We start from the raw sequence: 24,275 nt of genomic DNA, 5'->3' as shown, positions 1-24,275 counted from the left end.
CCGCACGATCGCGTCGCGGTCGATGAGGTCGGCGAACTCCTGGATCACGGGATGCCGGTACGGCGCCGTGTCGTCCTCGCCGAGCCGGTCGATCCGGCCGTCCAGCCAGGACTCCAGTTCGTCCTGGTCGTGCGGGAGCCAGCCGCCGCGGCGCTTCAGGTCCTCGGTTTCCCGGCTCATGTCAGCGGTCGTCCGCTCCGCCGCCCGAGGCGGTGTCGGCGCCGTCGTCCGCCCCGTCGGACTGCGGGCCGGAGCCGTCGGGGAGGTCGTCGGGGTCGGGGCGGTGCGTGTCGCGATCGGTCATCGTTCTCGTCCTTCCTGTCGTTTTGTCGGTGCCTGTCGTCACGGCACCGTACGCCGGGGGCGGGCGGAGGGCGAGCCTGCACGCGGATGACGCCGCCCCCGGGTACGGTCCCTGATGTGACCCTGAGCCCTGCCGACGTTGCGCTCGCCGACGAACAGGACACCGAGCGGTCCCGCGCCGCCTTCCCGTGGTGGGGGTGGCTGCTGGCCGCGGTCCTCCTCTTCGCGGCGTCGGTGCTTGGCGTCCGGCTGGCCCCGCCGGGAAGCCAGGTCGCGATCTGGTGGCCGGCAGCGGGCCTCGCCGTGCTGCTCGTGCTCCTCGTGCGCCGCCGGAGCGAGCGGGCGGTGGCGCTGGGCGTGATCTTCGTGGCCACGGCCCTGGCGAACGCCGTGGCCGGGCGGCCACTCCTGGTCTCGTCCGCGTTCGGGCTGGCGAACACCGTCGAGGTGCTGGTGGTCGTCGCGATCCTGGTCCGTGCGGGAGGCCCGGGATTCCGCCTGCGCGATCTCGATTCCGCGCTGAGGTTCACTGCAGCCGTGCTCGCCGGAGCGCTCGCGATCGGGGTGTTGGCGGCCGCGGCCGTCGTCGTCTTCGAGGGCGGCAGCTTCGTCGCCACGGCGGCGTTCGTCGCCGCCTCGCACGCGGCGGCCGTCTTCATGATCGCTCCGTTCGCGCTGCTCCCGCCCGCCATCCCGGTGCGCGCGACCGTCCTGGAGATGGTGGCCCAGGCCGTCGTGCTGGCGGTCGTGATCGTCGCCGTCTTCCATCCGGCGACGGATCTGCCGCTCGCGTTCCTCCCCTACCCGGTGCTCTCGTGGGCGGCGTTCCGGTTCCCCATCCGCATCGCGGTGACCGAGACGCTTCTGGCGTCGATGGCCATCCTCGCGCTCACCATCGCCGGCGGCGGTCCATTCGATCGGTCGACTCCGGACTTCACACAGCGGGCCGCGCTCGGCGAGATCTTCCTGGTCACCTTCGCCGGCTTCGCGATCGTCCTGGCGGCCGCCCAGTACGACCTGCGGTCCACCACCCGGCAGCTCCAGGCCACCACCCGGCTCCTCTCCGGCAGCCTCGTCGAGGCGTCCGTCGGGCTGCTGATCGGGGAGCGCTCCAAAGCCGGCGAGCTGCGCGTGATCTGGCGCAACCCCACCGCGGCCGCCCTGCTTCCTCGGGAGAACGCCCGGCGCTGGGAGGGGAGCTCGCCGACGCGGCCAGGTCGGCGCTCGCCGATGGGGCCGCTGTCACGGTGGGCTGCGAGTCGGGCACGCTCACGGTGGCGGCGAACGGCATCCCGGACGAGCCGGACCGCTTCGCCGTGCAGCTCGTGGATGTGACCGACACGCTCCGGATGCAGGCGGCGACACTCGCCGCCGAACGCGAGCAGGAGGCGGCGCGCACCACCCGCATCGACCTGGAGCGTCAGCGCGAGGACTTCGTCGCGACGACGAGCCACGAGCTCCGCACCCCGATCACCAGCATCGTCGGGTTCTGCGAGCTGCTCGCCGAGTCGGACGCGCTCGGGGACCAGGAGAAGGCCTGGGTCGAGGTGATCGACCGGAACGCGGTGCGGCTGTCCTCCCTGGTCGAGGACCTGCTGACCCTGGGGGCGACGGTGGGGAGGCCCGGCGGCGCGCTCGCCGAGGCCGACGTGGACGATCAGATCCGCGACGTGGTGAGCGCGTCCAGCGTCATCGCGGCGAAGAAGCACATCGACCTGTCGGCGACGGGTCACGCCGGCACCGCCCGTGCGGAGCCGGGGGACGTGGGCCGCATCCTGACCAATCTGGTCGCCAACGCCGTCAAGTTCACGCCGGACGGCGGACGTGTGACGGTCACGTCGTCCGCCGACGAGGCGACGATCACCGTGGTGGTCGCGGACACCGGACCGGGCATGAGCGAGGAGATCCTCGCGCACGCCTTCGACCGCTTCTACCGCGCGCCGGGGATGCAGAAGGCCGCGGTCCCCGGCACCGGTCTCGGGCTGGCGATCGTCGCGGAGCTGGTGGAGCGCAACGGGGGCTCCGTCCGGCTGGAGTCGCCGGCGACCGGCGGCACGCGGGCGACGATCGAGTTGCCGAGGAGCACGCCCGCGGCGTGAGGGCGCCTGCCTCAGGCGATCGGCGCCGCCGTCGCGTCGAGCACCGTCTGCAGCTCCACGCCGGGCGCGAGCTCCACGAGCCGGAGGCCGGCCGGCGTCACGTCGATCACGGCGAGGTCGGTGATGATCCTGTCGACCACCGCGCGCCCGGTCAGCGGCAGCGTGCACTCCGGCACGATCTTCGGGCTGCCGTCCTTCGCCACGTGCTCCATCAGCACGATGACCCGCCCGGCGCCGTGCACGAGGTCCATCGCGCCTCCCGGGCCCTTGACCATCCGGCCCGGGATCATCCAGTTGGCCAGGTCGCCGCTCGCGGACACCTGCATCGCGCCGAGCACCGCCACGTCGATCTTCCCGCCGCGGATCATGCCGAAGCTGAGCGCCGAGTCGAAGAACGCCGCGCCCGGGAGCGTGGTCACGGTCTCCTTGCCCGCGTTGATGAGGTCGGGGTCGACCGCGTCGGCGGCGGGGTAGGGACCGGTGCCGAGGATGCCGTTCTCCGACTGGAGCACGACCGACCGCCCGGCCGGGAGGTGGTTCGGGATGAGCGTCGGGAGGCCGATGCCCAGGTTCACGTAGGCGCCGTCCGGCAGTTCGAGGGCGGCGCGCGCGGCGAGCTGATCGCGGGTCAGCGGCATCTCACGCCCCCGTTCCCGCGGTGGTGAGCCGCTCGACGCGCTTCTCTACGTCCCCGACCTCGACCACCCGGTGCACGTAGACGCCGGGCAGGTGGATGTCGTCGGGCGCCAGCTCTCCCGGCTCGACCAGCCGCTCCACCTGGGCGACGCAGACCCGGCCGGCCATGGCGGCCAGCGGGGAGAAGTTGCGGGCGGAGGCGTGGAAGCGCAGGTTCCCCGCCCGGTCGCCGACCTCGGCGTGCACGAGGGCGAAGTCGGTGCTGATGGCCTCCTCCAGCACGAACTCCTGGCGCGCGCCGCCGACCTCGAACGTCTGCACCTGCTTGGGCGGGGAGGCCACGGCGACCGAGCCGTCCGGCGCGTAGCGGCGCGGCAGGCCGCCCTCCGCGACGAGCGTGCCGACGCCCGTGCGCGTGAAGAACGCGGCGATCCCCGAGCCGCCGGCCCGCAGCTTCTCGCCGAGCGTGCCCTGCGGGGTCAGCTCCAGTTCGAGCTCGCCGCTGAGGTACTGGCGCTCGAACTCGCGGTTCTCGCCGACGTACGAGGAGGTCATCTTGCGGATGCGCCGGGCGGCGAGCAGGACGCCGAGGCCCCAGTCGTCCACGCCGCAGTTGTTGCTGACCACCGAGAGGTCGTCCACGCCGCTCGCGAGCAGCGCCTCGATGAGCACCATCGGGATGCCGCACAGCCCGAACCCGCCGACTGCGAGGGAGGCGCCGCTCGGGATGTCGGCCACGGCCTCCGCCGCCGACGCGAGCGTCTTGTCGATTCGCGCGGTCATCGGGCGCTCCACCCGCCGTCCATGGTGTAGCTCGCGCCGGTGACCATCCCCGCGTCCGGCCCGGCGAGCCAGAGCGCGAGGCTGGCGACCTCGTGCGGCTCCACCAGCCGCTTCACGGCCGACTCGGCGAGCAGCACCCGTGACAGCACCTCGGCTTCGTCGACCCCGTTGAGGCGGGCCTGGTCCGCGATCTGCTTCTCCACGAGCGGGGAGCGCACGTAGCCCGGGTCGATGCAGTTGCTCGTCACGCCGTGCTCGCCGCCCTCCAGCGCGGTCACCTTCGACAGGCCCTCCAGGCCGTGCTTGGCGGAGACGTAGGCCGCCTTGTACTTCGAGGCGCGCAGGCCGTGCACGCTCGACAGGTTGATCACGCGCCCGAAGCCGCGCTCGTACATCCCGGGCAGCGCGGCGCGGATGAGCAGGAACGGCGCCTCCAGCATCAGGCGCAGGATCAGCGAGAACCGCTCCGGGTCGAACTCCTCGATCGGGCTGACGTGCTGGATGCCCGCGTTGTTGACGAGGATGTCGGTGTCCAGCCGGAGGTCGGCGAGCGCACCGGTGTCGGCGAGGTCGACCTTCCAGCTCGCACCGCCGATCTCGGCGGCGACGCGGGAGGCCGCGTCGCCGTCGATGTCGGCCACGGTGACGTGCGCGCCGGCGGCGGCGAACGCGCGGGCGCAGGCTGCGCCGATTCCGCTCGCGCCGCCAGTGACGAGTGCGCGGCGTCCCTGGAACGGGCTCATAGTGGTGGTGCCTTTCGGTGGGGGTGGGCCGGGGTCAGCGCGCGACGGACGGCGCGGCGCCCCGGACGTCGCGGGCCGCGTCGGCCTGGTCGACGGCCTCCAGCGAGATGCCCTTCGTCTCGCGCAGCGTCAGCACAGCGACCAGGGTCACGACGCAGGCGATCACGATGTAGACGGCCACCGGCGTCCAGCTGTGGTAGTCCTTCAGCCACGCGGTCGCCAGGATCGGCGCGAGCGAGCCGGCCACGATCGAGACCACCTGCGAGCCGAGGGAGACTCCCGAGTAGCGCATCCGCGTCGGGAACAGCTCGGCCATGATGGCGGGCTGCGGCGCGTACATGAAGGCGTGGAACACCAGTCCGATGGTCACCGCCAGGACGATGAGCGGCGGGTTGAGGGTGTCGAACAGCGGGAAGGCGAAGAACGCCCAGGTGGCGGCGAGCACCGCGCCGATCAGGTAGACCGGCTTGCGTCCGACGCGGTCGCTGAGGCGGCCGACCTGCGGGATGACGAGGAAGTGCACGACGTGCGCGATCAGCAGGGCCAGCAGCAGCTGGGCGGTGTTGTAATCGTGCACCTCCTTCAGGTAGACGATCGTGAAGCTGACCACGATGTAGTAGAAGATGTTCTCCGCGAAGCGCAGGCCCATCGCCTTCAGCACGCCTCCCGGGTAGCGCTTGAGCACCTGGCCCACGCCGTAGCCTCCGCGCTGCTCGCTCTCGGCCTGCGCCTTCGCCTCGATGAAGATCGGTGCCTCGCTGACCCGGGTGCGGATGTAGAAGCCCACGAGCACGATCACCGCGGACAGCCAGAACGCGATCCGCCAACCCCAGCTGAGGAATGCCTCCGGTGCCATCACCCACGACGACACCAGGAGCACGAGGGTGGCGAGGAGGTTGCCGACCGGCACGGCGGCCTGCGGCCAGCTCGACCAGAACCCACGCGTGCGGTCGGGGCTCTGCTCGGCCACCAGCAGCACGGCGCCGCCCCATTCGCCGCCGAGCGCGAAGCCCTGGATGAACCGCAGCGCGACCAGCAGCGCGGGCGCCCAGTAGCCGACGCTCGCGAAGCCGGGCAGGCAGCCCATCAGGAACGTGGCGGCGCCGACGATGATGATCGTGGCCTGCAGCGTGGGCTTGCGACCGAACCGGTCACCGATCTGCCCGAAGACGATGCCACCGAGCGGGCGGGCGATGAATCCGACAGCATACGTGACGAACGCGGCGATGACCCCGTCCAGCGGACTGCCGGTTGCGGGGAAGAAGAACGTGCCGAAGACCAGGCTCGCGGCGGTGGCGTAGAGGAAGAACTCATACCATTCGACGACCGTGCCCGCCATGGATGCGGCGACGATCGTCTTGAGGGTGCGGGGACTCGCTGTGGTTTCCATACTCTCTCCTTCGATGTCGACGGTGACATCCGCGGGCCAGTCAACCCGGGGTACAAGTGCGAATCAATGCCCAAGGATGCGATGGCGCTGTGCATAATTGCACGCATGGACGCGTCGAAGAAGCCCAGATCGGACGACCTGCTCGTCCTCCTCGCGGTGGCGCGTGCCGGCCGGTTCGCCCGCGCGGCCGAGCAGCTCGGCGTCGACCACACCACGGTCTCCCGGCGGATCGACGCGCTGGAGGAGACTCTGGGCGGCCGGCTGCTGACCCAGGCGTCCGGCGGCTGGGAGCTCACGCCGCTCGGCAGCCGCGCGGTGGACGTCGCCGGCCGCATCGAGGCGGCGGTGGCGGCGCTCACCCGCCCCGAGGCGGAGGCCGACCCCATCGACGGGGTGGTCCGGATGTCGGCGACCGACGGCTTCAGCGCGTACATCGCCGCCCCGGCCATCGCCGCGCTCCGGAGGGAGCACCCCGGCCTCTCGGTGGAGATCCTCACCGTGACCCGGCGTGCGCTGCAGCACCGCTCCGGCCTGGACATCGAGGTCGTCGTGGGGCGTCCGGAGACCCGCCGCGCCCACACGGTCGAGCTGGGCTCCTACGCGCTCGGGATGTACGCCTCCCTCGATTACCTCGCCCGCAACGGCACTCCGACGACGCCCGACCAGGTCTTCGCGCACCCGCTCGTCTACTTCATCGACTCGATCCTGCAGGTGGACGACCTCGACCTGCCGCGGCGCCTCGCCCCGGAGATGCGCGACGCGCTCACCTCCACGAACGTGTTCGTCCACGTGGAGGCCACCCGCGCGGGCGCCGGCATCGGGCTGCTGCCGTGCTTCATGGCGGACCGCCACGACGACCTGGTCCGGCTGCTGCCGGGCGAGCTCCATGCCACGCTGCCGTACTGGATGGTCGTCCACCCGGACTCGCTGCGGCATCCCGCCGTCGCCGCCGTCGCGCACGCGCTGCGGGAGGGGCGCGGGACGCCGCGGACATCCTGGCCGGGCGGTCGGCGAGCGGTACCTGAGGATTCCGGGACTTTTCGCACCGTGTCCGCGGCGCGCGCACAGCAGCGACTTGCTTGACTGTGATCGTGAACGACACCCCCAAGCGAGATCGCCGGCTCGAAGCCCAGAAGCGCGCGGCCGAGCTGCGGCTGCAGGAGCAGCGCCGGGCCCGCCGACGACAGCTCCTGATCGGAGGCGGCGCCGTGGTCGCGGTGCTCGCCGTGGCCGGCATCGTCACGGCGGTCGTCGTGAACGGTCAGCAGCCGCCGACGTCCGCCGCGAGCACCTCTGCGTCCTCCGCGAGCGCGGCAGCCTGGGCCGCGCCCGCCGATGTGGAGGGCGCCGTGCGCGCCGCCGGCCTGACGATGCTCACCGCCGAGGGGTCGGCGCTGCACATCCACCAGCACCTGAGCGTCACGGTGGACGGTGCGCCCGTCGCCGTTCCCGCCGGCATCGGCATCGACGAGGCGCAGCAGCGCATCTCGCCGATCCACACGCACGACGAGTCCGGCATCATCCACGTCGAGTCGGCGGAGGTCCGGACGTTCACGCTGGGCCAGGTGTTCGACGAGTGGGGTCAGAAGCTCGGCCAGGGCCAGGTCGGTGCGTACCGGGACGGCGCCGACGGGCAGACCGTCACCGTCTTCGTGAACGGCAAGACGTTCACCGGCGACCCGCGCACGATCCCGCTCACCTCGCACCAGGACATCGACGTCGTCGTCGCGAAGAAGGGGACCACGGCCTCCGCGCCGAAGGCGTTCGTCTGGCCCTCCGGGTACTGAGCGGTCCGCCTCACGCCGCCTCGGGTCCGAGCCGCGGCGACCCCGCCGCGGAGGCGGGCCGGTCGAGCTGCCGCCAGACCGGGAACACCAGCGGCGCCAACGTCGCCAGCAGCATCACCGCGCCCGCACCGACGCACGCCCAGGTCAGTCCCACGCCCTGCGCGAGGAGGCCCCCGAGCAGCGACCCGAACGGCACGCCCAGGTAGGCGCTCGCCTTCATGGCCCCGAGCACGCGGGTCTGCAGCAGCGCGGGCACCCGCTCGTACTGGACCGCCCCGATGATCGGGTTCGGGACGCCGCCGAAGACGCCGCACACGAAGAACACCGCGGCGACGGCGACGACGGACGTCCAGCCCGCCACCGCGAAGAACGGCGGCGCCGACGCCAGCAGCGTGCAGAGGGCGAAGGTCAGCCAGCGCGGGAGCCGCTGGCCCAGCCACGCGGTGAGCAGCACGCCCGCGAGCATCCCCAGCCCGGACGCGCCGCCGACCACGCCGAACGCGACCGCGTCGTGCACCCGGTCGTGCGCCCAGACCGGGAGGAACACCGCGCTCATCGCCTGGTCGAGCAGATTCGTGAGCACGATCAGGGCCATCAGGCTGAGCAGGAGCCGGTCGGCGCGGAGGAAACGCAGGCCCTCCCGCAGTTCGGCGAAGTAGGCGCGCGGCCTGAGCCGTGGCGCAGGGGCAGGCGTCTCCGGCTCCGGCCGGACCCGCGGCACCGTCGCCGCCACCACCACGACCGCGCAGAGGAAGCTCAGGCTGTCGATCAGGATCGTGACCGCCGGGCCGACCAGCGCGACCAGCACGCCCGCGAGCGGCATCCCGACCAGCAGCGCCGCCCGGTTCGCGCCCGAGTAGAGCCCGACCGCGCGCTCGTCGCTCCAGTGGGCCAGCCGCGCCAGCGGGGGATCATCGGCGTGGAGGCCGCGTCCGCCGCACCGCGCACGGCGCCGGCCACGGCGACAAGCGCCACCAGAGCGCCGAGCGGGAGGTCGTGCAGCGCGCCGAGCAGGAACACCGCGAACACCGCGGCCGCGGCGACGAGGTTGCCGATCAGGAAGGTGCGACGCAGGCCGACCCGGTCGACCAGCGGCCCGGCGGTCGCCTGCAGCAGCACGTACGGCGCCATCTCCGCGAACCCGACCAGGCCGGTGGCGACGGCGCTGCCGGTCGTGACGAGCACGAGCCACGGGATCGCGATGGCCGACAGCGCCGTGCCCGCGCCGGAGACCAGGTACGCGCCGATCAGCCCGAGCAGCGGAGCGCGGCGGGGCGCGATGCTGTTCATGGCTCCGGGAACAGCTGGAACTGCGCGTGCACCCGGATCCCGTCGCCGGCGTCCGCTCCCGGCTCGCGCCGGAACCGCGTCACGAGGTCGCGCACGGCCGCCGTGACCTCCCGGGCCTGCTCGACGGTCAGGGTGAGCGGCCAGTCGCTGACGGTCCACGGCAGCTCCGGCAGCTCCTCCACCTGGCTGGACAGCGTGTCCACCCACGCCAGCACGCGCCGGTGCGACTCCTCCGCGTTGAGCCGCACGAACTGCACGGCCTGGTCGACGGTCTCCTCGGTGGCGGCGTCGCCCGGCACGCGGAACGAGAAGGAGGTCGACCGGTGCACCGCGCGCCACCAGCGGTCGCGGTCGTTGCCGCGCTCGGCGTCCTCCACGATGAAGCCGTGCTCGGCGAGCACGCGCAGGTGGTAGCTGGTGACGCCGGTGGACTGGCCCACGCGCCGGCCGAGCTCGGTCGCGGTGGAGGGTCCGTCGGCCTGGAGGAGGTCGAGCAGTCGCAGTCGCAGCGGGTTGACCAGCCCGCGCATGGCGGAGGGGCTGAGCAGCACATCCTGTGCGGGATCGAGCTCCGGGAACGGGTTCGGCTCGTCGGTCATATGGTGCAGTGTAATCGCAGAAAAGATTCTGCAAAAGAGTTTCTGCGATTATCACCGCTGCGACGTAACCCCCGATCCCGCTCCCCGCGCACCCGATAGGCTGGGCGCGTGCTTCTCTCCGATCGTGACATCAAGGCCGAACTGGGTGCCGGGCGGATCGCGCTGGAGCCGTACGAGCCCGCGATGGTCCAGCCGTCGAGCATCGACGTCCGGCTCGACCGCTTCTTCCGCCTGTTCGACAACCACAAGTACCCGTTCATCGACCCCGCGGTCGACCAGCCGGAGCTGACCCGGTTCGTCGAGGTGGATCCCGACCAGGCGTTCATCCTGCACCCCGGCGAGTTCGTGCTCGGGTCCACCTTCGAGCTGGTGAGCCTGCCCGACGACGTCGCCGCGCGGCTGGAGGGCAAGAGCTCGCTCGGGCGGCTCGGACTCCTCACCCACTCCACGGCGGGCTTCATCGACCCCGGCTTCTCCGGGCACGTCACCCTGGAGCTGAGCAACGTCGCGACGCTGCCGATCAAACTCTGGCCGGGGATGAAGATCGGCCAGATGTGCTTCTTCCGGCTGTCCTCCGCGGCCGAGAAGCCGTACGGGTCGGCCGAGTACAGCTCGCGCTACCAGGGCCAGCGCGGCCCGACCGCCTCGCGTTCGTACCTCAACTTCCACCGGACCGACGTGTCCGCGACCGAAGCCGGACGCCCGTCCAGCTAGACCCCCCGACCCGAGAGGGCTGCCCATGAGCGAGTCGACCGATTCCCTTTTCGCGCGAGCCCTGATCGCGGCCGGGCCGACGCCCGAGCGTCCGCAGCGGATGCACCTCTTCGGGCAGCTCGTCGGCAGCTGGCGGGCCGACGTCCGCTTCCTGGACGAGGCCTCCGGCGCGTGGACGGAGCGGGTCGAGGAGTGGGTGTTCGCGTACACGCTCGGCGGCCGGGCCGTGCAGGACGTCCTGGTCGCGCGCGATCCCGAGCATCCCGAGTCCCTCGTCGCCCACGGCTCGACCGTGCGCGTCTACGATTCGACGCTCGGCGCGTGGCGGGTGAGCTGGTTCGGCGCCGCGGCGGGCGACTTCTGCACGCTGGTCGCCACACCGCACCGCCGCGACGGAATCCGGCAGGACGGCACCCAGACCGACGGCCGCCCGATCCGCTGGAACTTCTCGAAGATCACCGCCGAGTCTTTCGAGTGGGACGGCTGGGTCTCGAACGACGAGGGCCGCACCTGGTGGCTGGAGCAGCACGTCGACGCGGTGCGCACCGGCTGATCCGTCTTGCGCAGCGGCTGTGCGCTCCCGCAACTCCTACCCCGGTGAACTGCTTCGTCTCCGAATGGATTCGCTTCGCGGCATACGTGTCGCGAGTTATCCACAGTCGATTACACAGGTGGAAAATAGTGAGTCAGACTCACAGCTGGCCTGAAGCTTCGGGTGCATCGTCGGCGTAGAGGGCGGGGAGCTGGAGGGTCAGCCACGGGCTGAACGCCCACGGCGTCGCCTCCACCGCGGCCAGCAATGAGCGCGGGTCGACCCACTCCCATTCGGCGACCTCGTCGGCGGACGGGTCCAGGTCGCCGGCGATCGTCGCCGTGAACACCGGGCAGACCTCGTACTCGACGATGCCGGCGGCGTCGGTCGCGCGGTACGTGAAGTCGGGGATCACCGGCACGAGGTTCTCGACCGAGGTGCCGAGCTCGTCAGCGGCGCGGCGCGCGATGGCGTCCTCCATCGACTCGCCCGGCGCGGGATGCCCGCAGAACGAGTTGGTCCAGACGCCCGGCCAGGTGGCCTTGCTCAGCGCGCGGCGGGTCACGAGGATGCGGCCCTCGCCGTCGAACAGATGGCAGGAGAAGGCGAGGTGGAGGGGCGTGTCCGCGGTGTGGACGGTCGCCTTGTCCGCGGTCCCGATCGGGGTGCCGTCCTCCGCGAGCAGGACGACCTCTTCGCGCGGTGACGTCATGCGTCCATCCTAGGCGCGGGCGGGGCGGCGGGAGAGGGCGCGACCGGTGGCCGCGCCCCCTCGGGAGTGTGCCGTCGGGTCAGTCGGCGTCGGTGCCCTCTTCGGCGTCGGCGGCCTCGCCGGTGGCGGTGCTGGCTTCTTCAGCCTCCTCCGCGCGCGGCGTCCAGCCGAGGTTGCGCGCCATCGCCTCGAGGGTGGCGAGCGTGGTGGCGAGGTCGGCGGGGTCGATGCCCTCGAAGACCGTCGCCCGCGCTGTGCGGATGCGCTCGGCGGCGGTGTCGTGCGCCGCGTGTCCCTCGTCGGTCAGCGTCGCGCGGTCCCCGTCGAACCAGACCCAGCCGCGCTCGACGAAGTCCGCGAGGATGCGGTCCACGCCGCCGCGGCAGCGCCCGTCGAAGCCGTGCCGCCCGGCGAACGGAGGGCGACCGTGCCCATAGTGCTCGTGACCCCAGGCGTCCGGACCGAACCGGCCGGGGCCGAAGCCGCGACCGTAGCGGCCCGGGCCGAAGCCGCCGTACCCGAACCCGCCGGGACCGAAGCCGTGCCCGGCGTGCCCCCGCTCGACGCCGCGGACGAACCCGCGCTCGAAGCCGCGCTCGAACGCCTGCTCGGCGCCGTGGTGGTCGGGGTGCGGGTGGTGGTGGGAGTGGTCGTCGTGCTCGTCGTGGTGGTGGTGCTCGTGGTCGTGGTCGTGGTCGTGGTCGTGGTCGTGGTCGTGGTCGTGCCCGTCCTCGGCGTGCCCCTGGTGGTCGTCGCCGTGGTCGGGGCCGTAGTTGTCGGGCTTGCTCTGGTCGCGCTCGCCCTGCTCGTGCGGGTGGCCGCCGTGATCGCGCCCGTTGTGGTCGTGCTCGCTGTGGTCGTGGTCGTGCGCGTGCCCATCGTGCTCATGCGACGCTGCCTGCGCACGGGAGCTGTCATGCTCCATCCACGCGCGGTACATCTGCTGGCGGCGCTCCCACTCGCGCCGCATCCAGTCGGGGTGGCCCCGCCATTCGTGAGGTGCGGCGGCCGCGTGGGACGGCTCGCCGGAGGGGGCGTCGCCGTCCAGGCGCGAGTCCGCTTCAGCGGGACGGCCAGCTCCGGTGGGCCGGCCTCCGAACGACCCGCCGCGGCGTCCGCGGTGCGGGAGGGAGGCGTAGAGCTCGTCGGCGGTGGCCGGGCCGTCCGCGAGGGTGCGCAGGACGCGCCAGCCCCGGCGGCCGAGGTCGAGCTCGTTGAGCTCGGCGCGCGTCCGGGCGCGGAGGCGCGCGCTGATCTCGCCGAACCAGAAGTAGGGCGGGGTGTCGGATGAATCGTTGGTGTTCGAGTCGTCGATGGTCGTCATCGGGAGACTCCCTTCGGTTTCTATGTACTGTTACAAGTAAATGTATAGTTACATGCATGGCTGAGGATCGTCAAGAGCAGGACCGTTCGCCCGAAGCGGACGTCGTCGCACTCATCGAGCGCTCGCTGGTCGCCGTCCGCCGCGACCAGTCCCGCCGCCGCCCGACGGGGCCGTGGGACCACGGCGCCTACCCCGGCCGCGGCCACGCGAACCGCGACCATGGCGGCAACGGCACGGACCAGAGCGGCGCCACCGACCCCGCCGACGGCGACCGCAGCACTAACGGCACGGACCAGACCCGCCCCGCCGACGGCGCCGACCACAGCCCCACCGGCAACGGCGCCGACCAGACCCACGGCAGCAACGGCCCCGACCGCGGCCGCACCGACAACGCCACCCCCCACGACCACCACTCCCACTCCCACCCCACCCCGCACGGCTTCGACCCGCACACCTGGTCCCCGCGCGGCCCATGGGCCGGCTTCCCCGGCCCCTTCGGCGACTCCGCCCGTCCCGGCCCCGGGCGCCGCGGACGCGACGGCTCGCTCGGCCGCTTCGCCCGCATCCGGATGCTGGAGGCGCTGGCCGCCGCCGACGCCGAGGGGCGTCAGCTCTCGGTCAGCTCCCTCGCCACCGCGATCGGCGTCGATCAGCCGCGCGCGAGCCGGCTGGTGCAGGAGGGCGTCGAGCGCGGCCTCGTGCGGCGCGTGCCCGACCCGTCCGACGCGCGGCGGGCGCTCATCCAGCTCACCGCCGCCGGACGGTCACAGCTCGGCGAGGTCCAGGACCACCGCCGCTCCGCCGTCGAGACCGCCCTGGCCTCCTTCACCCCCGAGGAGGCCCGCACCTTCGCCGAGCTCTTCGCCCGCTTCGTCCAAGCCTGGCCCCGCTGACCCGGCGGCCGCCGGCCCCAGCCACCGTCGCCGACGGAGGACCTCCCGCGCCCCACGCCTGCGATCTCCTCCGTTCACCGCAGTAGCCCGGCGTGTCGCACCGGATCTCCTCCGTTGCCAGCCGGAGGACAGCTGCTACCGCGGCGACCGCACCGGCACCAGCAGCACCAGCCCCACCAGCAGCACGAGCACGATCCCGAGAATCCCCCAGTACTGCGCCCCGCCGACCGCGACGAACAGCGCGAACAGCAGCGGCGCCACGAACGACACCGCGCGTCCGCACGTCGCGTACAGCCCGAACACCTCGCCCTCGCGGCCGGCCGGCGTCACGCGGGTGAGGAAGGTCCGGCTCGCCGACTGCGCAGGGCCGACGAACAGGCACAGGATCAGCCCGAACACCCAGAACGCGATCGCCCCGGCGTCGTGGAGGAAGAACACCGCGAGCCCCGCGATCACCAGTCCGACCAGCGCCGTGACGATCACCGGCTTCGCGCCGAAGCGGTCGTCGAACCGCCCGGACAGCACCGTGCTCAGCCCCGCGACCACGTTCGCCGCGATCGCGAAGACGATCACCCCCGACTGGCTGAACCCGAACGTCCCTTTCGCGAGGATGCCGCCGAACGTGAACACGCCGACCAGCCCGTCCCGGAACAGCGCCGACGAGATGAGGAACAGCACCGTGTTCCTGCTCTCCTTCCACAGCACCGCGAGGTCGCGGAACAGCAGCCCGTACGACGCGAAGAACCCGACCCGCGGCAGCCGCCGGTTGGCCGGCGCCTCCGGCACCTTCAGCAGCACCGGGATGGACAGCACGAGCGTCCAGACCGCGGCGACCAGCGCGACGAGCCGGTAGTTCAGCCCCTGGTCCGTCGACACATGGAGGACGCCTCCCGTGCCGTCGCCGTTCGGGGAGGCCAGCAGCACGAGGACGATGACGAGCAGCAGGATGCCACCGAAGTAGCCGCTGGCCCAGCCGAGACCGCTCACCCGGCCGACCGTCTTGGGCGTGGACACCTGGACGAGCATCGCGTTGTAGTTGACGGTCGCGATCTCGTAGAACACGGTCCCGACCGCGACGAGGACGACGCCGAAGAGGAAGAAGGACGGCTCTCCGACGACGAAGAACATCAGCGCGGTGAGGAGAACCACCACGCCGGTGTTGATCCCGAGCCACAGCTTGCGGCGACCGGAGCCGTCCGTCCGCCGGCCGAGCACGGGCGCGAGCACGGCGACGACGATCCCGGCGATCCCGATGCCCCACGCCAGCCCGCTGGAGAGGCCGGCGATCGCGCCGGTCACCGCGTGGTGCGCCGGCCCGGAGGCGTCCTTCTCCGCGTCCTGCGCTGAGACGAGCGCGGGGGAGATGAAGTAGCTGGAGGTCAGGTAGACGGTGAAGACGAACGTGGTGATGACCGCGTTGAAGGCCGCGCCGCCGGCGTCCCAGAGCGCCCACGAGGCCACCCAGCTGCGCGGGATGCTGCGCTCGGTGGAGCTGTCGGCGAAGATCGGGCTCGCCGCGGTCGCGAGGGCGTCGCCGTCGCCGCCCGCCGGTCGTTCGGTCGTCATGGGGACAGCGTAGGGCGTGGCGGGGAACACGCGGTGAACCGCGTGTGCGTCATCGGGGCGTGCCGTCAGCGCTCCGTGCCGTCCCCCGTCACGTTCGCCCGGAGCCACTCCGTCACCGGCGCGCTGTCGTGCAGGAACCCCGCGATCCGCTCGGCGGCCTCCGGCGTCGCGAACCACTCCGGGACGCCCCACTCCTCCCACGTGATCAGCCCCTTGTAGCGCAGCAGCTCCGCCCGCGGATGGTCGGCCGCGAACCCGCGCGGCGCGGTCTTGAGCTGGTCGGTCCCCGAGACCCCGATCCCGGCAGCCCGGACCGCCTCCACCGCCGCCGTCAGCTCGCCGCCGGTCTTCGGCGCGTCCACCGCGCGCCGGTACCGGTCGAGCTGCTGCTTGTCGAGCTGGTGGGCGCCCGCTCCGGCCGACAGCCCCTCGGCGGAGACCTGCACGTAGCCGCCGCGCTCGAACGTCATCGCCGCGTGCAGCTTGTACGGCGACTTGTCCGCCGAGAACCGCACGTCGCGGTACGGACGGAACAGCTTCCCGGCGCCGAACTCGGGCTCCAGCGTGTCCGCGAGCGCCTGGAACGGCCCGGCGACGCGCTGCTCGTAGCGCTCCCGGTTCTCCAGCCAGAACGCCTTGTCGTTGTGCACGGTCAGCTCGCGGTAGAACGCGATCGCGTCCTCGTCGAACCCGGTGAAAGTCATGGCCCGATCGTACGTCGACGCGCGGCCCGCCCGGATGAGAGGTTGTCCAGGAGCTGGATCGTGCGGATGCTGTCGGTATGGACACGATGAAGGTCGCGGTCGCCGGCGGGACCGGCGTGGTGGGGGCTCGCACGGTCGAGGCGTTGCGGAGGGCGGGGCACGAGGCGGTGGTGCTGAGCCGTTCCGAGGGCACGGACCTCCTCGCGGCCGCCCGCGACACCGGCGAGGCGCACCGGCTCGGCCGCACCCTCGACGGCTGCGCGGCCGTCGTGGACGTGACGTCGGTGACGACGATGGGAGGCGCGGCCTCCACCCGCTTCTTCGAGGCGGTGACGACGGCGCTCCTCACCGCGGAGCGGGCCGCCGGGGTGAAGCACCATGTCGCGCTCTCGATCGTGGGAGCGGCGGCGGCGCCGTACGCGTACTACGCGGGCAAGGCCGCCCAGGAGCGGCTGGTGATGGCGAGCGGGGACGGCTGGAGCCTGCTGAGGGCCACGCAGTTCCACGAGTTCGCGTCCCAGCTCGCGGCGCGCTCCCGCGGCCGCGTGAAGCCGGTCCCGGCGGTGCGCTCGCAGCCGGTCGCGGCGGCGGAGGTCGGCACGCGCCTGGCCGAACTGGCGACCGGGGAGCCGGCCGGGCTCACTCGCGACCTCGGAGGCCCGACGGTGGAGGACATGCCCACCCTCGTCCGCCGCTACCTCGCCGCGATCGGGAGCCCGGCCCGCGTGTTCGCGGTGCCTCTTCCCGGCCGCTGGGGCCGCGCCCTCCGCGACGGCACCCTGCTGCCCGGGCCGGAGGCCCAGCTCGGCACCGTCACCTTCGACGACTACCTCGCCACCCTCGCGCGACCGTAATCCCGCCATTCGTGCCGAATGTCGCGTTTCGCGCGCGCTAAGCCGCGATTCGTGGCGAATGTGCGCCCGCTACGCGTCGATTCGTGCGGAATCGTCGCCGCGTGTGTGGCGCGGGCCGCCGCGGAGCGGGACGCCGACGACGGCGAGGATCAGGGCCAGCACCGCGCCGCAGAAGATCGCGATGTCCGCGACGTTCCCGATGAACCAGTTCGCGTAGGCGATGAAGTCGACCACGTGCCCCTGCCCGAACGACGGCGCCCGGAACAGCCGGTCGCCCAGGTGGGTCACCGCGCCGCCGAGCAGGAGGCCGAACGCGACCGCCCACGACCGTGCGCCGACCCGCCGCGAGAAGTAGAGGAGCGCGACCACCGCCAGCGCGGCGATGATCGTGAACACCCAGGTCTGGTCCACCAGGAACGAGAACGCCGCACCCGAGTTGTAGATGAGCTGGATGCCGAGCAGGTTCCCGATCAGCGAGTGGTACACGCCGACCTGGAGGCTCGCGGTCGCCCACAGCTTGGTGAGCTGGTCGGCGAGCACGACGACGACCGCGATGACCAGGATGAGGACCAGCGCGCGCGAGCGGCGCCGCGGGAATTCGGCGTCCGCCGGCTGCTCGGACGGTTCGGTGCTCTCGCTCACCGTGTCATCTTTCCATGCCGAGACGGCAAGAAACGACGAGCGCCCCTCTAAACGGACACCGGCAACGCGTACTGCGCCGCCCCGCCGTCGCCGCGCACCTGCCGGTGGATATCCTCCATCGTGATGTCGAGCTGCCCCGCCGTGCCAGCCGCCGCGGTGAGGTCGCGCAGCAGCGCCTCCGGCACCTCGCCGTCGTACTTGTAGTAGATCTTGTGCTCCAGGCTCGCCCAGAAGTCCATCGCCACCGTGCGCAGCTGCACCTCCACCGGCACCGCGACCGGGCCGCCGCTGAGGAAGACCGGCACCTCCACGATCACGTGGAGGCTCTTGTACCCGTTGGGCTTGGGGTGCGCGATGTAGTCCTTCACGCGCAGCACGCGCACGTCCTCCTGCGCGGTCAGCAGCTCGAACACGCGGTAGACGTCCGACACGAACGAGCAGACGATCCGGATGCCCGCGATGTCGGTGATGGCCTCGCGGATCGCGTCGAACGACGGCTCGCAGTTCTTGCGGATGACCTTCTGCTCCAGGCTCTCGGCCGATTTCAGCCGGCTGGAGATGTGCTCGATCGGGTTGTAGTCCTGCAGCTCGGCGAACTCCTCGCGCAGGATGGACACCTTGGTGGAGATCTCGTCGATGCCGAACTTGTACGGCATGATGAACCGCGCGAAGTCGTCGCGGAACGCCTGCACCTCGCTCAGCGTGGCCGGATCGATGCTCTGCAACGCCTCGATCGCCCGGGTGGAGAGCAGCGGGGCCGGGTCCGAATCCATGTCCCCGACGCTATCGACGCGGATTGTGGAACGGGTGTGAATCGGCTGTCGCCAAACCTCCGCGCGCTGTGCTTTCCTGTGCGCATGACCGGAGGGGACGGCGCCGAGGCGCCCTTCAACTTCCGCCTCGCGATCCTGCTCGCGATGGCGATGTTCGTGCTGGTCGTGGACACCTCGCTGATGAACGTGTCGATCTCCGCCGTCGTCCACGACCTCCACACCACGGTCAGCGGAGTCCAGGGCGCGATCGCGCTGGAGGCACTGGTCTCGGCCGCGTTCATCCTGATCGGCGGCAAGACCGGCGACCTCATCGGCCGCAAGCTCGCCTACATCCTCGGCCTGCTCGGCTACGCGGTCGGCGCCGTCGCGATGACCCTCGCTCAGAACCTCATCGCGATCATCATCTTCTGGGCGGTGATCGGCGGGATCGGCGCCTCGCTGCTGCTGCCGGCGATGCAGTCGCTCATCCACGGCAACTTCGAGGGCGCGCACCAGAAGCGGGTCTACGCGCTCGTCGGCGCGTCGGCGGCCATCGCCGCCGCCGTCGGGCCCCTGCTGGGCGGCTTCATCACGACCTTCCTGTCCTGGCGGGTCGGGTTCCTGCTGGAGGCCGTCATCATCGCGGTGGTGCTCGCCGGGATCGGGCTGGTCCACGACGTCCCGTACACCGGCTCGCGCTCGATCGACCTGGTCGGCGCGCTGCTGTCGGTCGTCGGGATGGGCGGCATCGTCACCGGGATCCTGGTCTGGCAGGAGGGCGGCGAGTACGTGCTGCTGCTGATCGTCGTCGGCGTCGCGGCGCTCGTCGGCCTGGTGTTCTGGCTGCGCTCGCGCGCCCGCCGCGACAAGCCGACCCTCCTGGACCCCGCCCTGTTCTCGTCCAAGCTGTTCCGGACGGGAGTCAGCGGGCAGCTCCTCCAGCAGGTGGCGCTCGGCGGCACCATGATCGCGTTGCCCATCTACCTGCAGATGGTGCTGGAGTACAACGCGCTGCAGGCCGGCCTCTCGATCGCCCCGCTGTCGCTGAGCATGTTCGTCATCGCGCTCCTCGCCGGCCGGAGGGCGAAGGGACGGCCGGCGAACCTGATCCTGTGGGGCTTCCTGCTCAACGTGATCGGCGTGGCGATCCTGCTTCCGATCGTCCCGATCGCGACGAACGGCTGGTTCCTGACCATCCCGCTCATCGTGTCGGGCAGCGGTCTCGGCCTCCTGGTCTCGCAGCTCAACAACTACACGCTCTCGCCGATCAGCGACGAGCGGGTCAGCGAGGCCGCGGGCGTCAACTCCGCCGCGGGCTCGTTCGGGCTGTCGTTCGGCCTGGCGTTCGCCGGCGCGATCATGCTGGCGACGCTGGCCTTCTCCTTCACATCGCTGACGAACGCGAGCACCGTCCTCCCGCCCGACGACAAGCAACAGGTCGCCGCGGCCCTGGAGGAGGACGCCCAGGTGATGTCGAACACCCAGCTGGAGAAGCAGCTCGCCACCGAGACGCCGGAGGTGCGCGCGGAGGTCGTGCGCATCAACACGGAGGCGCGGCCGATCGCGCTGCAGGTCGCGCTGCTGGTGCCCCTCGCCGCCGGCCTCCTCGGCGCGGGCAACGCGCTGCGGATGCGCCGCCTGCCCGACCCGGCGCCGTCGGACAGCGACGCTCCGGTTCTCGGCTGAGCGGAATAGACCGGCCGACCTCAAAGTTGAGTCAAAGGTACTCAAGTTTTGATCCGCACGGCTTGACAGCATCCCACCCGGGATGCCAGGCTTGAGCCGTCGAGGCTCAACTCTTGACCCCCATGACTTCACCGGCTATCCACGCCAGCAACAAAGGAGAGAAAGCACACATGTCACGTGCAGTAGGAATCGACCTCGGGACCACCAACTCCGTCGTCTCGGTGCTCGAGGGCGGCGAGCCCACGGTCATCGCCAATGCGGAGGGCTTCCGCACCACCCCGTCCGTCGTCGCGTTCACCAAGGACGGCGAGGTGCTCGTCGGCGAGACCGCCAAGCGCCAGGCGGTCACCAACGTCGACCGCACCATCTCGTCCGTCAAGCGCCACATGGGCACCGACTGGACCCAGGAGATCGACGGCAAGAAGTACACCGCCCAGGAGATCTCGGCCCGCATCCTGCAGAAGCTGAAGCGCGACGCCGAGCAGTACCTCGGCGACACCGTCACCGACGCCGTCATCACCGTGCCGGCCTACTTCAACGACGCCGAGCGCCAGGCCACCAAGGAGGCCGGCGAGATCGCGGGCCTCAACGTGCTCCGCATCATCAACGAGCCCACCGCCGCGGCCCTCGCGTACGGCCTCGACAAGGGCAAGGAGGACGAGCTCATCCTCGTCTTCGACCTCGGTGGCGGAACCTTCGACGTCTCCCTCCTCGAGGTGGGCAAGGACGACGACTTCTCCACCATCCAGGTGCGCGCGACCGCCGGCGACAACCGCCTCGGCGGCGACGACTGGGACCAGCGCGTCGTCGACTGGCTGATCAAGCGCTTCAAGGACTCCACCGGCGTCGACGTCTCCAAGGACAAGATCGCGCTGCAGCGCCTCAAGGAGGCCGCTGAGCAGGCCAAGAAGGAGCTCAGCTCCTCGATGAGCACCAGCATCCAGCTGCCCTACCTGTCGCTGACCGAGAACGGCCCGGCCAACCTCGACGAGACGCTCACCCGCGCCCAGTTCGAGCAGATGACCAGCGACCTCCTCGACCGCACCAAGAAGCCCTTCCAGGACGTCATCCGCGAGGCCGGCATCAAGGTGTCCGACATCGCGCACGTCGTCCTCGTCGGCGGCTCCACCCGCATGCCCGCCGTGAGCGAGCTCGTGAAGCAGGAGACCGGCGGCAAGGAGCCCAACAAGGGCGTGAACCCGGACGAGGTCGTCGCCGTCGGCGCCGCCCTGCAGGCCGGTGTCCTCAAGGGCGAGCGCAAGGACGTCCTCCTGATCGACGTCACCCCGCTGTCCCTCGGCATCGAGACCAAGGGCGGGATCATGACCAAGCTCATCGAGCGCAACACGGCCATCCCCACCAAGCGCAGCGAGACCTTCACCACGGCCGACGACAACCAGCCGTCCGTCGCGATCCAGGTCTTCCAGGGCGAGCGCGAGTTCACCCGCGACAACAAGCCGCTCGGCACCTTCGAGCTGACCGGCATCGCCCCGGCCCCCGCGGCATCCCGCAGATCGAGGTCACCTTCGACATCGACGCCAACGGCATCGTGCACGTGTCCGCCAAGGACAAGGGCACCGGCAAGGAGCAGTCGATGACGATCACCGGCGGCTCCAGCCTGCCGAAGGACGACATCGAGCGCATGGTGCGCGAGGCCGAGGAGCACGCGGCGGAGGACAAGAAGCGCCGCGAGTCCGCCGAGACCCGCAACCAGGCCGAGCAGCTCGTCTACTCGAACGAGAAGCTGATCAAGGACAACGAGGACAAGCTCCCCGAGGACGTCAAGAACGAGGTCCAGGGCGACATCGACGCGCTGAAGACCGCGCTCGCCGGCGACGACGACGAGGCCGTGAAGACCGCGTACGACAAGCTGAACGAGAGCCAGCAGAAGATCGGCCAGGCGATCTACTCGGCCGCGCAGGCGTCCGAGGCCCCGGCCGGCGACGCCGGCGAGGCGGGCCAGGGCGGCGAGGGCTCCTCCTCCGACGATGAGGACGTCATCGACGCCGAGGTCGTCGAGGACGAGGAGAAGAAGTAACCATGAGCGACCAGAACCGCGACGGGCACGGCTCGGAGGAGCCGGAGCGCGAGGAGCCGATCGTCCGCGACAAGCGGAGGATCGACCCCGAGACCGGCAAGGTTCGCGAGCCGCAGGGCGAGGAGCACGACCTCTCGCACGAGGAGCTGGTCGACGTGGGTCCGGGCGAGGAGGAGAGCGTTCTGTCGGACGACGACCTCGACATCCTCTCCGGCCAGACCACGGCCGACCAGCTCGCGGCGGAGCGGCTCGCCGACCTCCAGCGGGTGACCGCGGAGTACGCGAACTACCGCAAGCGCACTGAGGCCAACCGGGAGATCGAGCGCGAGCGCGCGATCGGGGACGCCGTCAAGGGTCTCATCCCGGTGCTCGACGACGTGGAGCGCGCCGACAAGCACGGCGACCTCACGGAGGGCAGCGCGTTCGCGACCATCGCGGCCAAGCTGCGCACCGCGGTCGAGCGGCTCGGCCTCACCCCGTACGGCGAGAAGGGCGAGCCCTTCGACCCGCAGGTCCACGAGGCGATCTTCCAGCAGCCCACCCCCGGCGTGACGGCCGACACCGTCGCCGAGGTGGTGGAGACCGGCTACCGGCTGGGCTCCACCGTCGTGCGGGTGGCCAAGGTGGTCGTCGCCACCCCGGCCTGACCGGCCGGACGATGAGCGCCAGGAGCGGCGGGATGCGTGTCCCGCCGCTCCTCGCGCCACGACACATGCAGACTTCGAGACAGACAGGGCGCCCGGGCAGGGCCCCCACCACGACAGCACAGGCAGGAGAGGAGGCGCCGTGGCAAGCCAGGACTGGTTCGACAAGGACTTCTACAAGGTCCTAGGCGTCTCCAAGGACGTCAGCGAGGCGGAGCTCAAGAAGACGTACCGCAAGCTCGCGCGCAAGTACCACCCGGACTCCAACCCGGGTGACCCGGCCGCGGAGGCAAAGTTCAAGGAGATCAGCGAGGCCCACTCGGTGCTCGCCGACCCCGAGCAGCGCAAGGAGTACGACCAGATCCGGGCCATGGGCTCCGGGGCGCGGTTCACCGCCCCGGGCTCGAGCGGCCAGGGCGGGTTCGACGACGTGTTCGGCGGGGTGTTCGGCCAGGGCGGCGGCCAGCGCTACACGTTCCAGCAGGGCGGCCAGGGCGGCTTCGACGACGTGTTCGGCGGCCTGTTCGGAAACGGCCGGTTCGGCACGACGAGCGGCGGCTTCCGCGGCTACGGCGGACCGACTCGCGGCAACGACGTGACCGCGCACACTACCATCGACTTCCTCACCGCCACCAAGGGCGAGACGATCAGTCTCCAGGCCGGGGACGGCAAGCCGTTCAAGGTCAAGATCCCAGCGGGCGTGGCCGACGGCCAGAAGATCAAGCTGCGCGGCAAGGGGCAGCCCAGCCCGGACGGCGGCGAGGCCGGTGACATCGTCCTCACCGTGACTGTGCGCAAGCACCCCGTGTTCGAGCGCGACGGCCTGAACCTGCGCGTCACCGTGCCGGTCACCTTCGCCGAGGCCGCGCTCGGCGCGACCATCGAGGTGCCCACGCTCGGCGGCGACCCGGTCAAGCTGCGCGTGGCCCCCGGCACCCCGAGCGGCCGCGTTCTGCGGGTGAAGGGCCGCGGTGTGCAGACCGCGAAGGGCACGGGCGACCTCCTGGCGATCGTGCAGGTCGCGGTGCCGTCGCACCTCTCCAGTGACGCCAAGGAGGCTCTCGAGGCCTTCGCCGAGAAGCTTCCCGACGAGAACCCGCGAGAGGACATCCTGGCCAAGGCTCGGGGCTAGCGATGGATGAGAACACCCAGGTCTTCGTGATCTCGATCGCCGCCGAGCTGGCGGGCATGCACCCGCAGACGCTCCGGCAGTACGACCGGCTCGGGCTCGTGAGCCCCGGCCGGACGGCGGGCAAGTCGCGCCGCTACTCGATGCGCGACGTCGAGAAGCTCCGCGAGATCGCGCGCCTGGGCTCCGAGGGCGTCAGCCTGGAGGGCATCCGCCGCATCCTGGAGCTGGAGGATCACGTGAGCGCGCTCAGCGACCGCGTGCGCGACCTGGAGTCGGCGCTCGCCGACGAACTGCTCAACCGGCCGGGCCGGCGCGTCTTCGCGGCCGGATCGGAGGGCGAGGTCGTCTCCATGCGCGCAGGAACCCGCGTCCGCCGCAGCAACCAGATCGTCGTCTGGCGCCCCCTGGAGCGCTAGCCGCCAACGCCGAGGGGCACGTCGTTGTCACTTTTC

At 71.4% G+C, this 24,275-nt stretch carries 26 protein-coding genes and 1 pseudogene; 13 read left to right on the top strand and 14 right to left on the bottom strand.

Going from position 1 to position 24,275, the window contains the following annotated elements; translation table 11 throughout:
- Positions 1 to 181: 181 nt before the first annotated feature.
- A complete protein-coding gene (locus ACQ86L_RS11255; RefSeq protein ID WP_434315474.1) occupies positions 182 to 304 on the bottom strand; it encodes a hypothetical protein in 123 nt (40 codons plus the stop codon).
- A gap of 116 nt (positions 305 to 420) precedes the next feature.
- Here ACQ86L_RS11255 and ACQ86L_RS11250 point away from each other — a divergent pair, with 116 nt between their 5' ends.
- Both ACQ86L_RS11250 and ACQ86L_RS11245 read left to right on the top strand, forming a co-directional pair.
- A complete protein-coding gene (locus ACQ86L_RS11250) occupies positions 421 to 1,638 on the top strand; it encodes an MASE1 domain-containing protein (protein ID WP_434315473.1) in 1,218 nt (405 codons plus the stop codon).
- Entirely contained in the window at positions 1,578 to 2,402 is an 825-nt protein-coding gene (locus tag ACQ86L_RS11245; RefSeq protein ID WP_434315472.1) for a sensor histidine kinase, read from the top strand. The genes ACQ86L_RS11250 and ACQ86L_RS11245 overlap by 61 nt, the downstream gene beginning before the upstream one ends.
- An 11-nt stretch (positions 2,403 to 2,413) precedes the next feature.
- Here the strand turns inward: ACQ86L_RS11245 and ACQ86L_RS11240 are convergent, their stop codons facing one another.
- The 4 genes from ACQ86L_RS11240 to ACQ86L_RS11225 are packed head-to-tail and all read right to left on the bottom strand — an operon-like array spanning position 2,414 to position 5,954.
- On the bottom strand, positions 2,414 to 3,040 hold the full coding sequence (locus tag ACQ86L_RS11240; protein WP_434315471.1) for a 3-oxoacid CoA-transferase subunit B: 627 nt from the start codon (positions 3,038 to 3,040) through the stop codon (positions 2,414 to 2,416).
- Between the two features lies 1 nt (position 3,041).
- Complete coding sequence (locus ACQ86L_RS11235) at positions 3,042 to 3,821, bottom strand: CoA transferase subunit A (protein WP_434315470.1); 780 nt, start codon at positions 3,819 to 3,821, stop codon at positions 3,042 to 3,044.
- Complete coding sequence (locus tag ACQ86L_RS11230; protein ID WP_434315469.1) at positions 3,818 to 4,564, bottom strand: 3-hydroxybutyrate dehydrogenase; 747 nt, start codon at positions 4,562 to 4,564, stop codon at positions 3,818 to 3,820. Before ACQ86L_RS11230 ends, ACQ86L_RS11235 begins: the two co-directional genes overlap by 4 nt.
- Positions 4,565 to 4,598: 34 nt before the next feature.
- A complete protein-coding gene (locus tag ACQ86L_RS11225; protein WP_434315468.1) occupies positions 4,599 to 5,954 on the bottom strand; it encodes an MFS transporter in 1,356 nt (451 codons plus the stop codon).
- A 105-nt stretch (positions 5,955 to 6,059) separates the two neighbouring features.
- Between ACQ86L_RS11225 and ACQ86L_RS11220 the strand changes: the two genes are divergently transcribed.
- Together ACQ86L_RS11220 and ACQ86L_RS11215 are read left to right on the top strand one after the other, a co-directional pair.
- Complete coding sequence (locus ACQ86L_RS11220) at positions 6,060 to 7,037, top strand: LysR family transcriptional regulator (protein ID WP_434315467.1); 978 nt, start codon at positions 6,060 to 6,062, stop codon at positions 7,035 to 7,037.
- An 8-nt stretch (positions 7,038 to 7,045) separates the two neighbouring features.
- A complete protein-coding gene (locus ACQ86L_RS11215; protein WP_434315466.1) occupies positions 7,046 to 7,741 on the top strand; it encodes a hypothetical protein in 696 nt (231 codons plus the stop codon).
- Positions 7,742 to 7,751: 10 nt separating this feature from the next.
- Here ACQ86L_RS11215 and ACQ86L_RS11210 read toward each other — a convergent pair whose 3' ends face one another.
- The 3 genes from ACQ86L_RS11210 to ACQ86L_RS11200 are packed head-to-tail and all read right to left on the bottom strand — an operon-like array spanning position 7,752 to position 9,630.
- Positions 7,752 to 8,564, bottom strand: coding sequence for an MFS transporter (locus ACQ86L_RS11210; RefSeq protein ID WP_434315465.1), 813 nt, complete (start codon positions 8,562 to 8,564; stop codon positions 7,752 to 7,754).
- Positions 8,510 to 9,031, bottom strand: a complete 522-nt coding sequence (locus ACQ86L_RS11205; protein WP_434315464.1) for an MFS transporter — start codon at positions 9,029 to 9,031, stop codon at positions 8,510 to 8,512. The genes ACQ86L_RS11210 and ACQ86L_RS11205 overlap by 55 nt, the downstream gene beginning before the upstream one ends.
- Entirely contained in the window at positions 9,028 to 9,630 is a 603-nt protein-coding gene (locus tag ACQ86L_RS11200) for a helix-turn-helix domain-containing protein (protein WP_434315463.1), read from the bottom strand. The genes ACQ86L_RS11205 and ACQ86L_RS11200 overlap by 4 nt, the downstream gene beginning before the upstream one ends.
- A 108-nt stretch (positions 9,631 to 9,738) precedes the next feature.
- On the opposite strand from ACQ86L_RS11200, the gene dcd reads away from it, so the two are divergent.
- Positions 9,739 to 10,344 carry a dCTP deaminase gene (dcd, locus tag ACQ86L_RS11195; RefSeq protein WP_185275885.1) on the top strand — a complete coding sequence of 202 codons (606 nt, stop codon included), beginning with the start codon at positions 9,739 to 9,741 and terminating at the stop codon, positions 10,342 to 10,344.
- 25 nt (positions 10,345 to 10,369) lie between these two features.
- Positions 10,370 to 10,897, top strand: coding sequence for a hypothetical protein (locus ACQ86L_RS11190; RefSeq protein ID WP_434315462.1), 528 nt, complete (start codon positions 10,370 to 10,372; stop codon positions 10,895 to 10,897).
- Positions 10,898 to 11,036: 139 nt separating this feature from the next.
- Here the strand turns inward: ACQ86L_RS11190 and idi are convergent, their stop codons facing one another.
- Together idi and ACQ86L_RS11180 are read right to left on the bottom strand one after the other, a co-directional pair.
- Positions 11,037 to 11,588, bottom strand: a complete 552-nt coding sequence (idi, locus tag ACQ86L_RS11185; RefSeq protein ID WP_434315461.1) for an isopentenyl-diphosphate Delta-isomerase — start codon at positions 11,586 to 11,588, stop codon at positions 11,037 to 11,039.
- A gap of 79 nt (positions 11,589 to 11,667) precedes the next feature.
- Entirely contained in the window at positions 11,668 to 12,912 is a 1,245-nt protein-coding gene (locus ACQ86L_RS11180; RefSeq protein WP_434315460.1) for a hypothetical protein, read from the bottom strand.
- Between the two features lie 56 nt (positions 12,913 to 12,968).
- On the opposite strand from ACQ86L_RS11180, the gene ACQ86L_RS11175 reads away from it, so the two are divergent.
- Entirely contained in the window at positions 12,969 to 13,805 is an 837-nt protein-coding gene (locus ACQ86L_RS11175) for a MarR family winged helix-turn-helix transcriptional regulator (protein WP_434315459.1), read from the top strand.
- Between the two features lie 135 nt (positions 13,806 to 13,940).
- Here the strand turns inward: ACQ86L_RS11175 and ACQ86L_RS11170 are convergent, their stop codons facing one another.
- Together ACQ86L_RS11170 and ACQ86L_RS11165 are read right to left on the bottom strand one after the other, a co-directional pair.
- A complete protein-coding gene (locus tag ACQ86L_RS11170) occupies positions 13,941 to 15,371 on the bottom strand; it encodes an MFS transporter (RefSeq protein ID WP_434315458.1) in 1,431 nt (476 codons plus the stop codon).
- A 65-nt stretch (positions 15,372 to 15,436) separates the two neighbouring features.
- Complete coding sequence (locus ACQ86L_RS11165; RefSeq protein WP_434315457.1) at positions 15,437 to 16,075, bottom strand: DUF2461 domain-containing protein; 639 nt, start codon at positions 16,073 to 16,075, stop codon at positions 15,437 to 15,439.
- Positions 16,076 to 16,152: 77 nt separating this feature from the next.
- Between ACQ86L_RS11165 and ACQ86L_RS11160 the strand changes: the two genes are divergently transcribed.
- On the top strand, positions 16,153 to 16,929 hold the full coding sequence (locus tag ACQ86L_RS11160) for an SDR family oxidoreductase (protein WP_434315456.1): 777 nt from the start codon (positions 16,153 to 16,155) through the stop codon (positions 16,927 to 16,929).
- A 69-nt stretch (positions 16,930 to 16,998) separates the two neighbouring features.
- Here the strand turns inward: ACQ86L_RS11160 and ACQ86L_RS11155 are convergent, their stop codons facing one another.
- Both ACQ86L_RS11155 and ACQ86L_RS11150 read right to left on the bottom strand, forming a co-directional pair.
- A complete protein-coding gene (locus ACQ86L_RS11155) occupies positions 16,999 to 17,571 on the bottom strand; it encodes a signal peptidase II (protein ID WP_434315455.1) in 573 nt (190 codons plus the stop codon).
- A 47-nt stretch (positions 17,572 to 17,618) separates the two neighbouring features.
- Positions 17,619 to 18,344, bottom strand: a complete 726-nt coding sequence (locus ACQ86L_RS11150; RefSeq protein ID WP_434315454.1) for a GTP pyrophosphokinase — start codon at positions 18,342 to 18,344, stop codon at positions 17,619 to 17,621.
- A gap of 84 nt (positions 18,345 to 18,428) precedes the next feature.
- On the opposite strand from ACQ86L_RS11150, the gene ACQ86L_RS11145 reads away from it, so the two are divergent.
- The 5 genes and pseudogenes from ACQ86L_RS11145 to ACQ86L_RS11125 all read left to right on the top strand — a co-directional run bounded on the left by ACQ86L_RS11145 (position 18,429) and on the right by ACQ86L_RS11125 (position 24,239).
- Entirely contained in the window at positions 18,429 to 20,009 is a 1,581-nt protein-coding gene (locus tag ACQ86L_RS11145; RefSeq protein ID WP_434315453.1) for an MFS transporter, read from the top strand.
- Positions 20,010 to 20,179: 170 nt separating this feature from the next.
- Positions 20,180 to 22,047: pseudogene (gene dnaK / locus ACQ86L_RS11140) on the top strand (molecular chaperone DnaK).
- 2 nt (positions 22,048 to 22,049) lie between these two features.
- A complete protein-coding gene (locus ACQ86L_RS11135) occupies positions 22,050 to 22,694 on the top strand; it encodes a nucleotide exchange factor GrpE (RefSeq protein WP_434315452.1) in 645 nt (214 codons plus the stop codon).
- Between the two features lie 139 nt (positions 22,695 to 22,833).
- On the top strand, positions 22,834 to 23,823 hold the full coding sequence (locus ACQ86L_RS11130; RefSeq protein WP_434315451.1) for a DnaJ C-terminal domain-containing protein: 990 nt from the start codon (positions 22,834 to 22,836) through the stop codon (positions 23,821 to 23,823).
- Between the two features lie 2 nt (positions 23,824 to 23,825).
- Positions 23,826 to 24,239, top strand: coding sequence for a heat shock protein transcriptional repressor HspR (locus ACQ86L_RS11125; RefSeq protein WP_434315450.1), 414 nt, complete (start codon positions 23,826 to 23,828; stop codon positions 24,237 to 24,239).
- Positions 24,240 to 24,275: the final 36 nt, after the last annotated feature.

It is taken from the genome of Leifsonia sp. P73 (assembly GCF_051059105.1).
In the GTDB taxonomy this organism is placed as follows: domain Bacteria; phylum Actinomycetota; class Actinomycetes; order Actinomycetales; family Microbacteriaceae; genus Leifsonia.
This window is presented reverse-complemented; position numbering and strand designations above follow the sequence as displayed.

Bases quoted from the DNA above. Each gene is read 5' to 3' on its own strand.
- ACQ86L_RS11240 (WP_434315471.1), bottom strand. From the start codon at position 3,040: ATGCCGCTGACCCGCGATCAGCTCGCCGCGCGCGCCGCCCTCGAACTG.
- idi (WP_434315461.1), bottom strand. From the start codon at position 11,588: ATGACGTCACCGCGCGAAGAGGTCGTCCTGCTCGCGGAGGACGGCACC.
- ACQ86L_RS11255 (WP_434315474.1), bottom strand. From the start codon at position 304: ATGACCGATCGCGACACGCACCGCCCCGACCCCGACGACCTCCCCGAC.
- ACQ86L_RS11170 (WP_434315458.1), bottom strand. From the start codon at position 15,371: ATGACGACCGAACGACCGGCGGGCGGCGACGGCGACGCCCTCGCGACC.
- ACQ86L_RS11150 (WP_434315454.1), bottom strand. From the start codon at position 18,344: ATGGATTCGGACCCGGCCCCGCTGCTCTCCACCCGGGCGATCGAGGCG.
- ACQ86L_RS11175 (WP_434315459.1), top strand. From the start codon at position 12,969: ATGGCTGAGGATCGTCAAGAGCAGGACCGTTCGCCCGAAGCGGACGTC.
- ACQ86L_RS11165 (WP_434315457.1), bottom strand. From the start codon at position 16,075: ATGACTTTCACCGGGTTCGACGAGGACGCGATCGCGTTCTACCGCGAG.
- ACQ86L_RS11230 (WP_434315469.1), bottom strand. From the start codon at position 4,564: ATGAGCCCGTTCCAGGGACGCCGCGCACTCGTCACTGGCGGCGCGAGC.
- ACQ86L_RS11190 (WP_434315462.1), top strand. From the start codon at position 10,370: ATGAGCGAGTCGACCGATTCCCTTTTCGCGCGAGCCCTGATCGCGGCC.
- ACQ86L_RS11145 (WP_434315453.1), top strand. From the start codon at position 18,429: ATGACCGGAGGGGACGGCGCCGAGGCGCCCTTCAACTTCCGCCTCGCG.
- ACQ86L_RS11220 (WP_434315467.1), top strand. From the start codon at position 6,060: ATGGACGCGTCGAAGAAGCCCAGATCGGACGACCTGCTCGTCCTCCTC.
- ACQ86L_RS11125 (WP_434315450.1), top strand. From the start codon at position 23,826: ATGGATGAGAACACCCAGGTCTTCGTGATCTCGATCGCCGCCGAGCTG.
- ACQ86L_RS11205 (WP_434315464.1), bottom strand. From the start codon at position 9,031: ATGAACAGCATCGCGCCCCGCCGCGCTCCGCTGCTCGGGCTGATCGGC.
- ACQ86L_RS11210 (WP_434315465.1), bottom strand. From the start codon at position 8,564: ATGCCGCTCGCGGGCGTGCTGGTCGCGCTGGTCGGCCCGGCGGTCACG.
- ACQ86L_RS11235 (WP_434315470.1), bottom strand. From the start codon at position 3,821: ATGACCGCGCGAATCGACAAGACGCTCGCGTCGGCGGCGGAGGCCGTG.
- ACQ86L_RS11160 (WP_434315456.1), top strand. From the start codon at position 16,153: ATGGACACGATGAAGGTCGCGGTCGCCGGCGGGACCGGCGTGGTGGGG.
- ACQ86L_RS11225 (WP_434315468.1), bottom strand. From the start codon at position 5,954: ATGGAAACCACAGCGAGTCCCCGCACCCTCAAGACGATCGTCGCCGCA.
- ACQ86L_RS11180 (WP_434315460.1), bottom strand. From the start codon at position 12,912: ATGACGACCATCGACGACTCGAACACCAACGATTCATCCGACACCCCG.
- ACQ86L_RS11135 (WP_434315452.1), top strand. From the start codon at position 22,050: ATGAGCGACCAGAACCGCGACGGGCACGGCTCGGAGGAGCCGGAGCGC.
- ACQ86L_RS11200 (WP_434315463.1), bottom strand. From the start codon at position 9,630: ATGACCGACGAGCCGAACCCGTTCCCGGAGCTCGATCCCGCACAGGAT.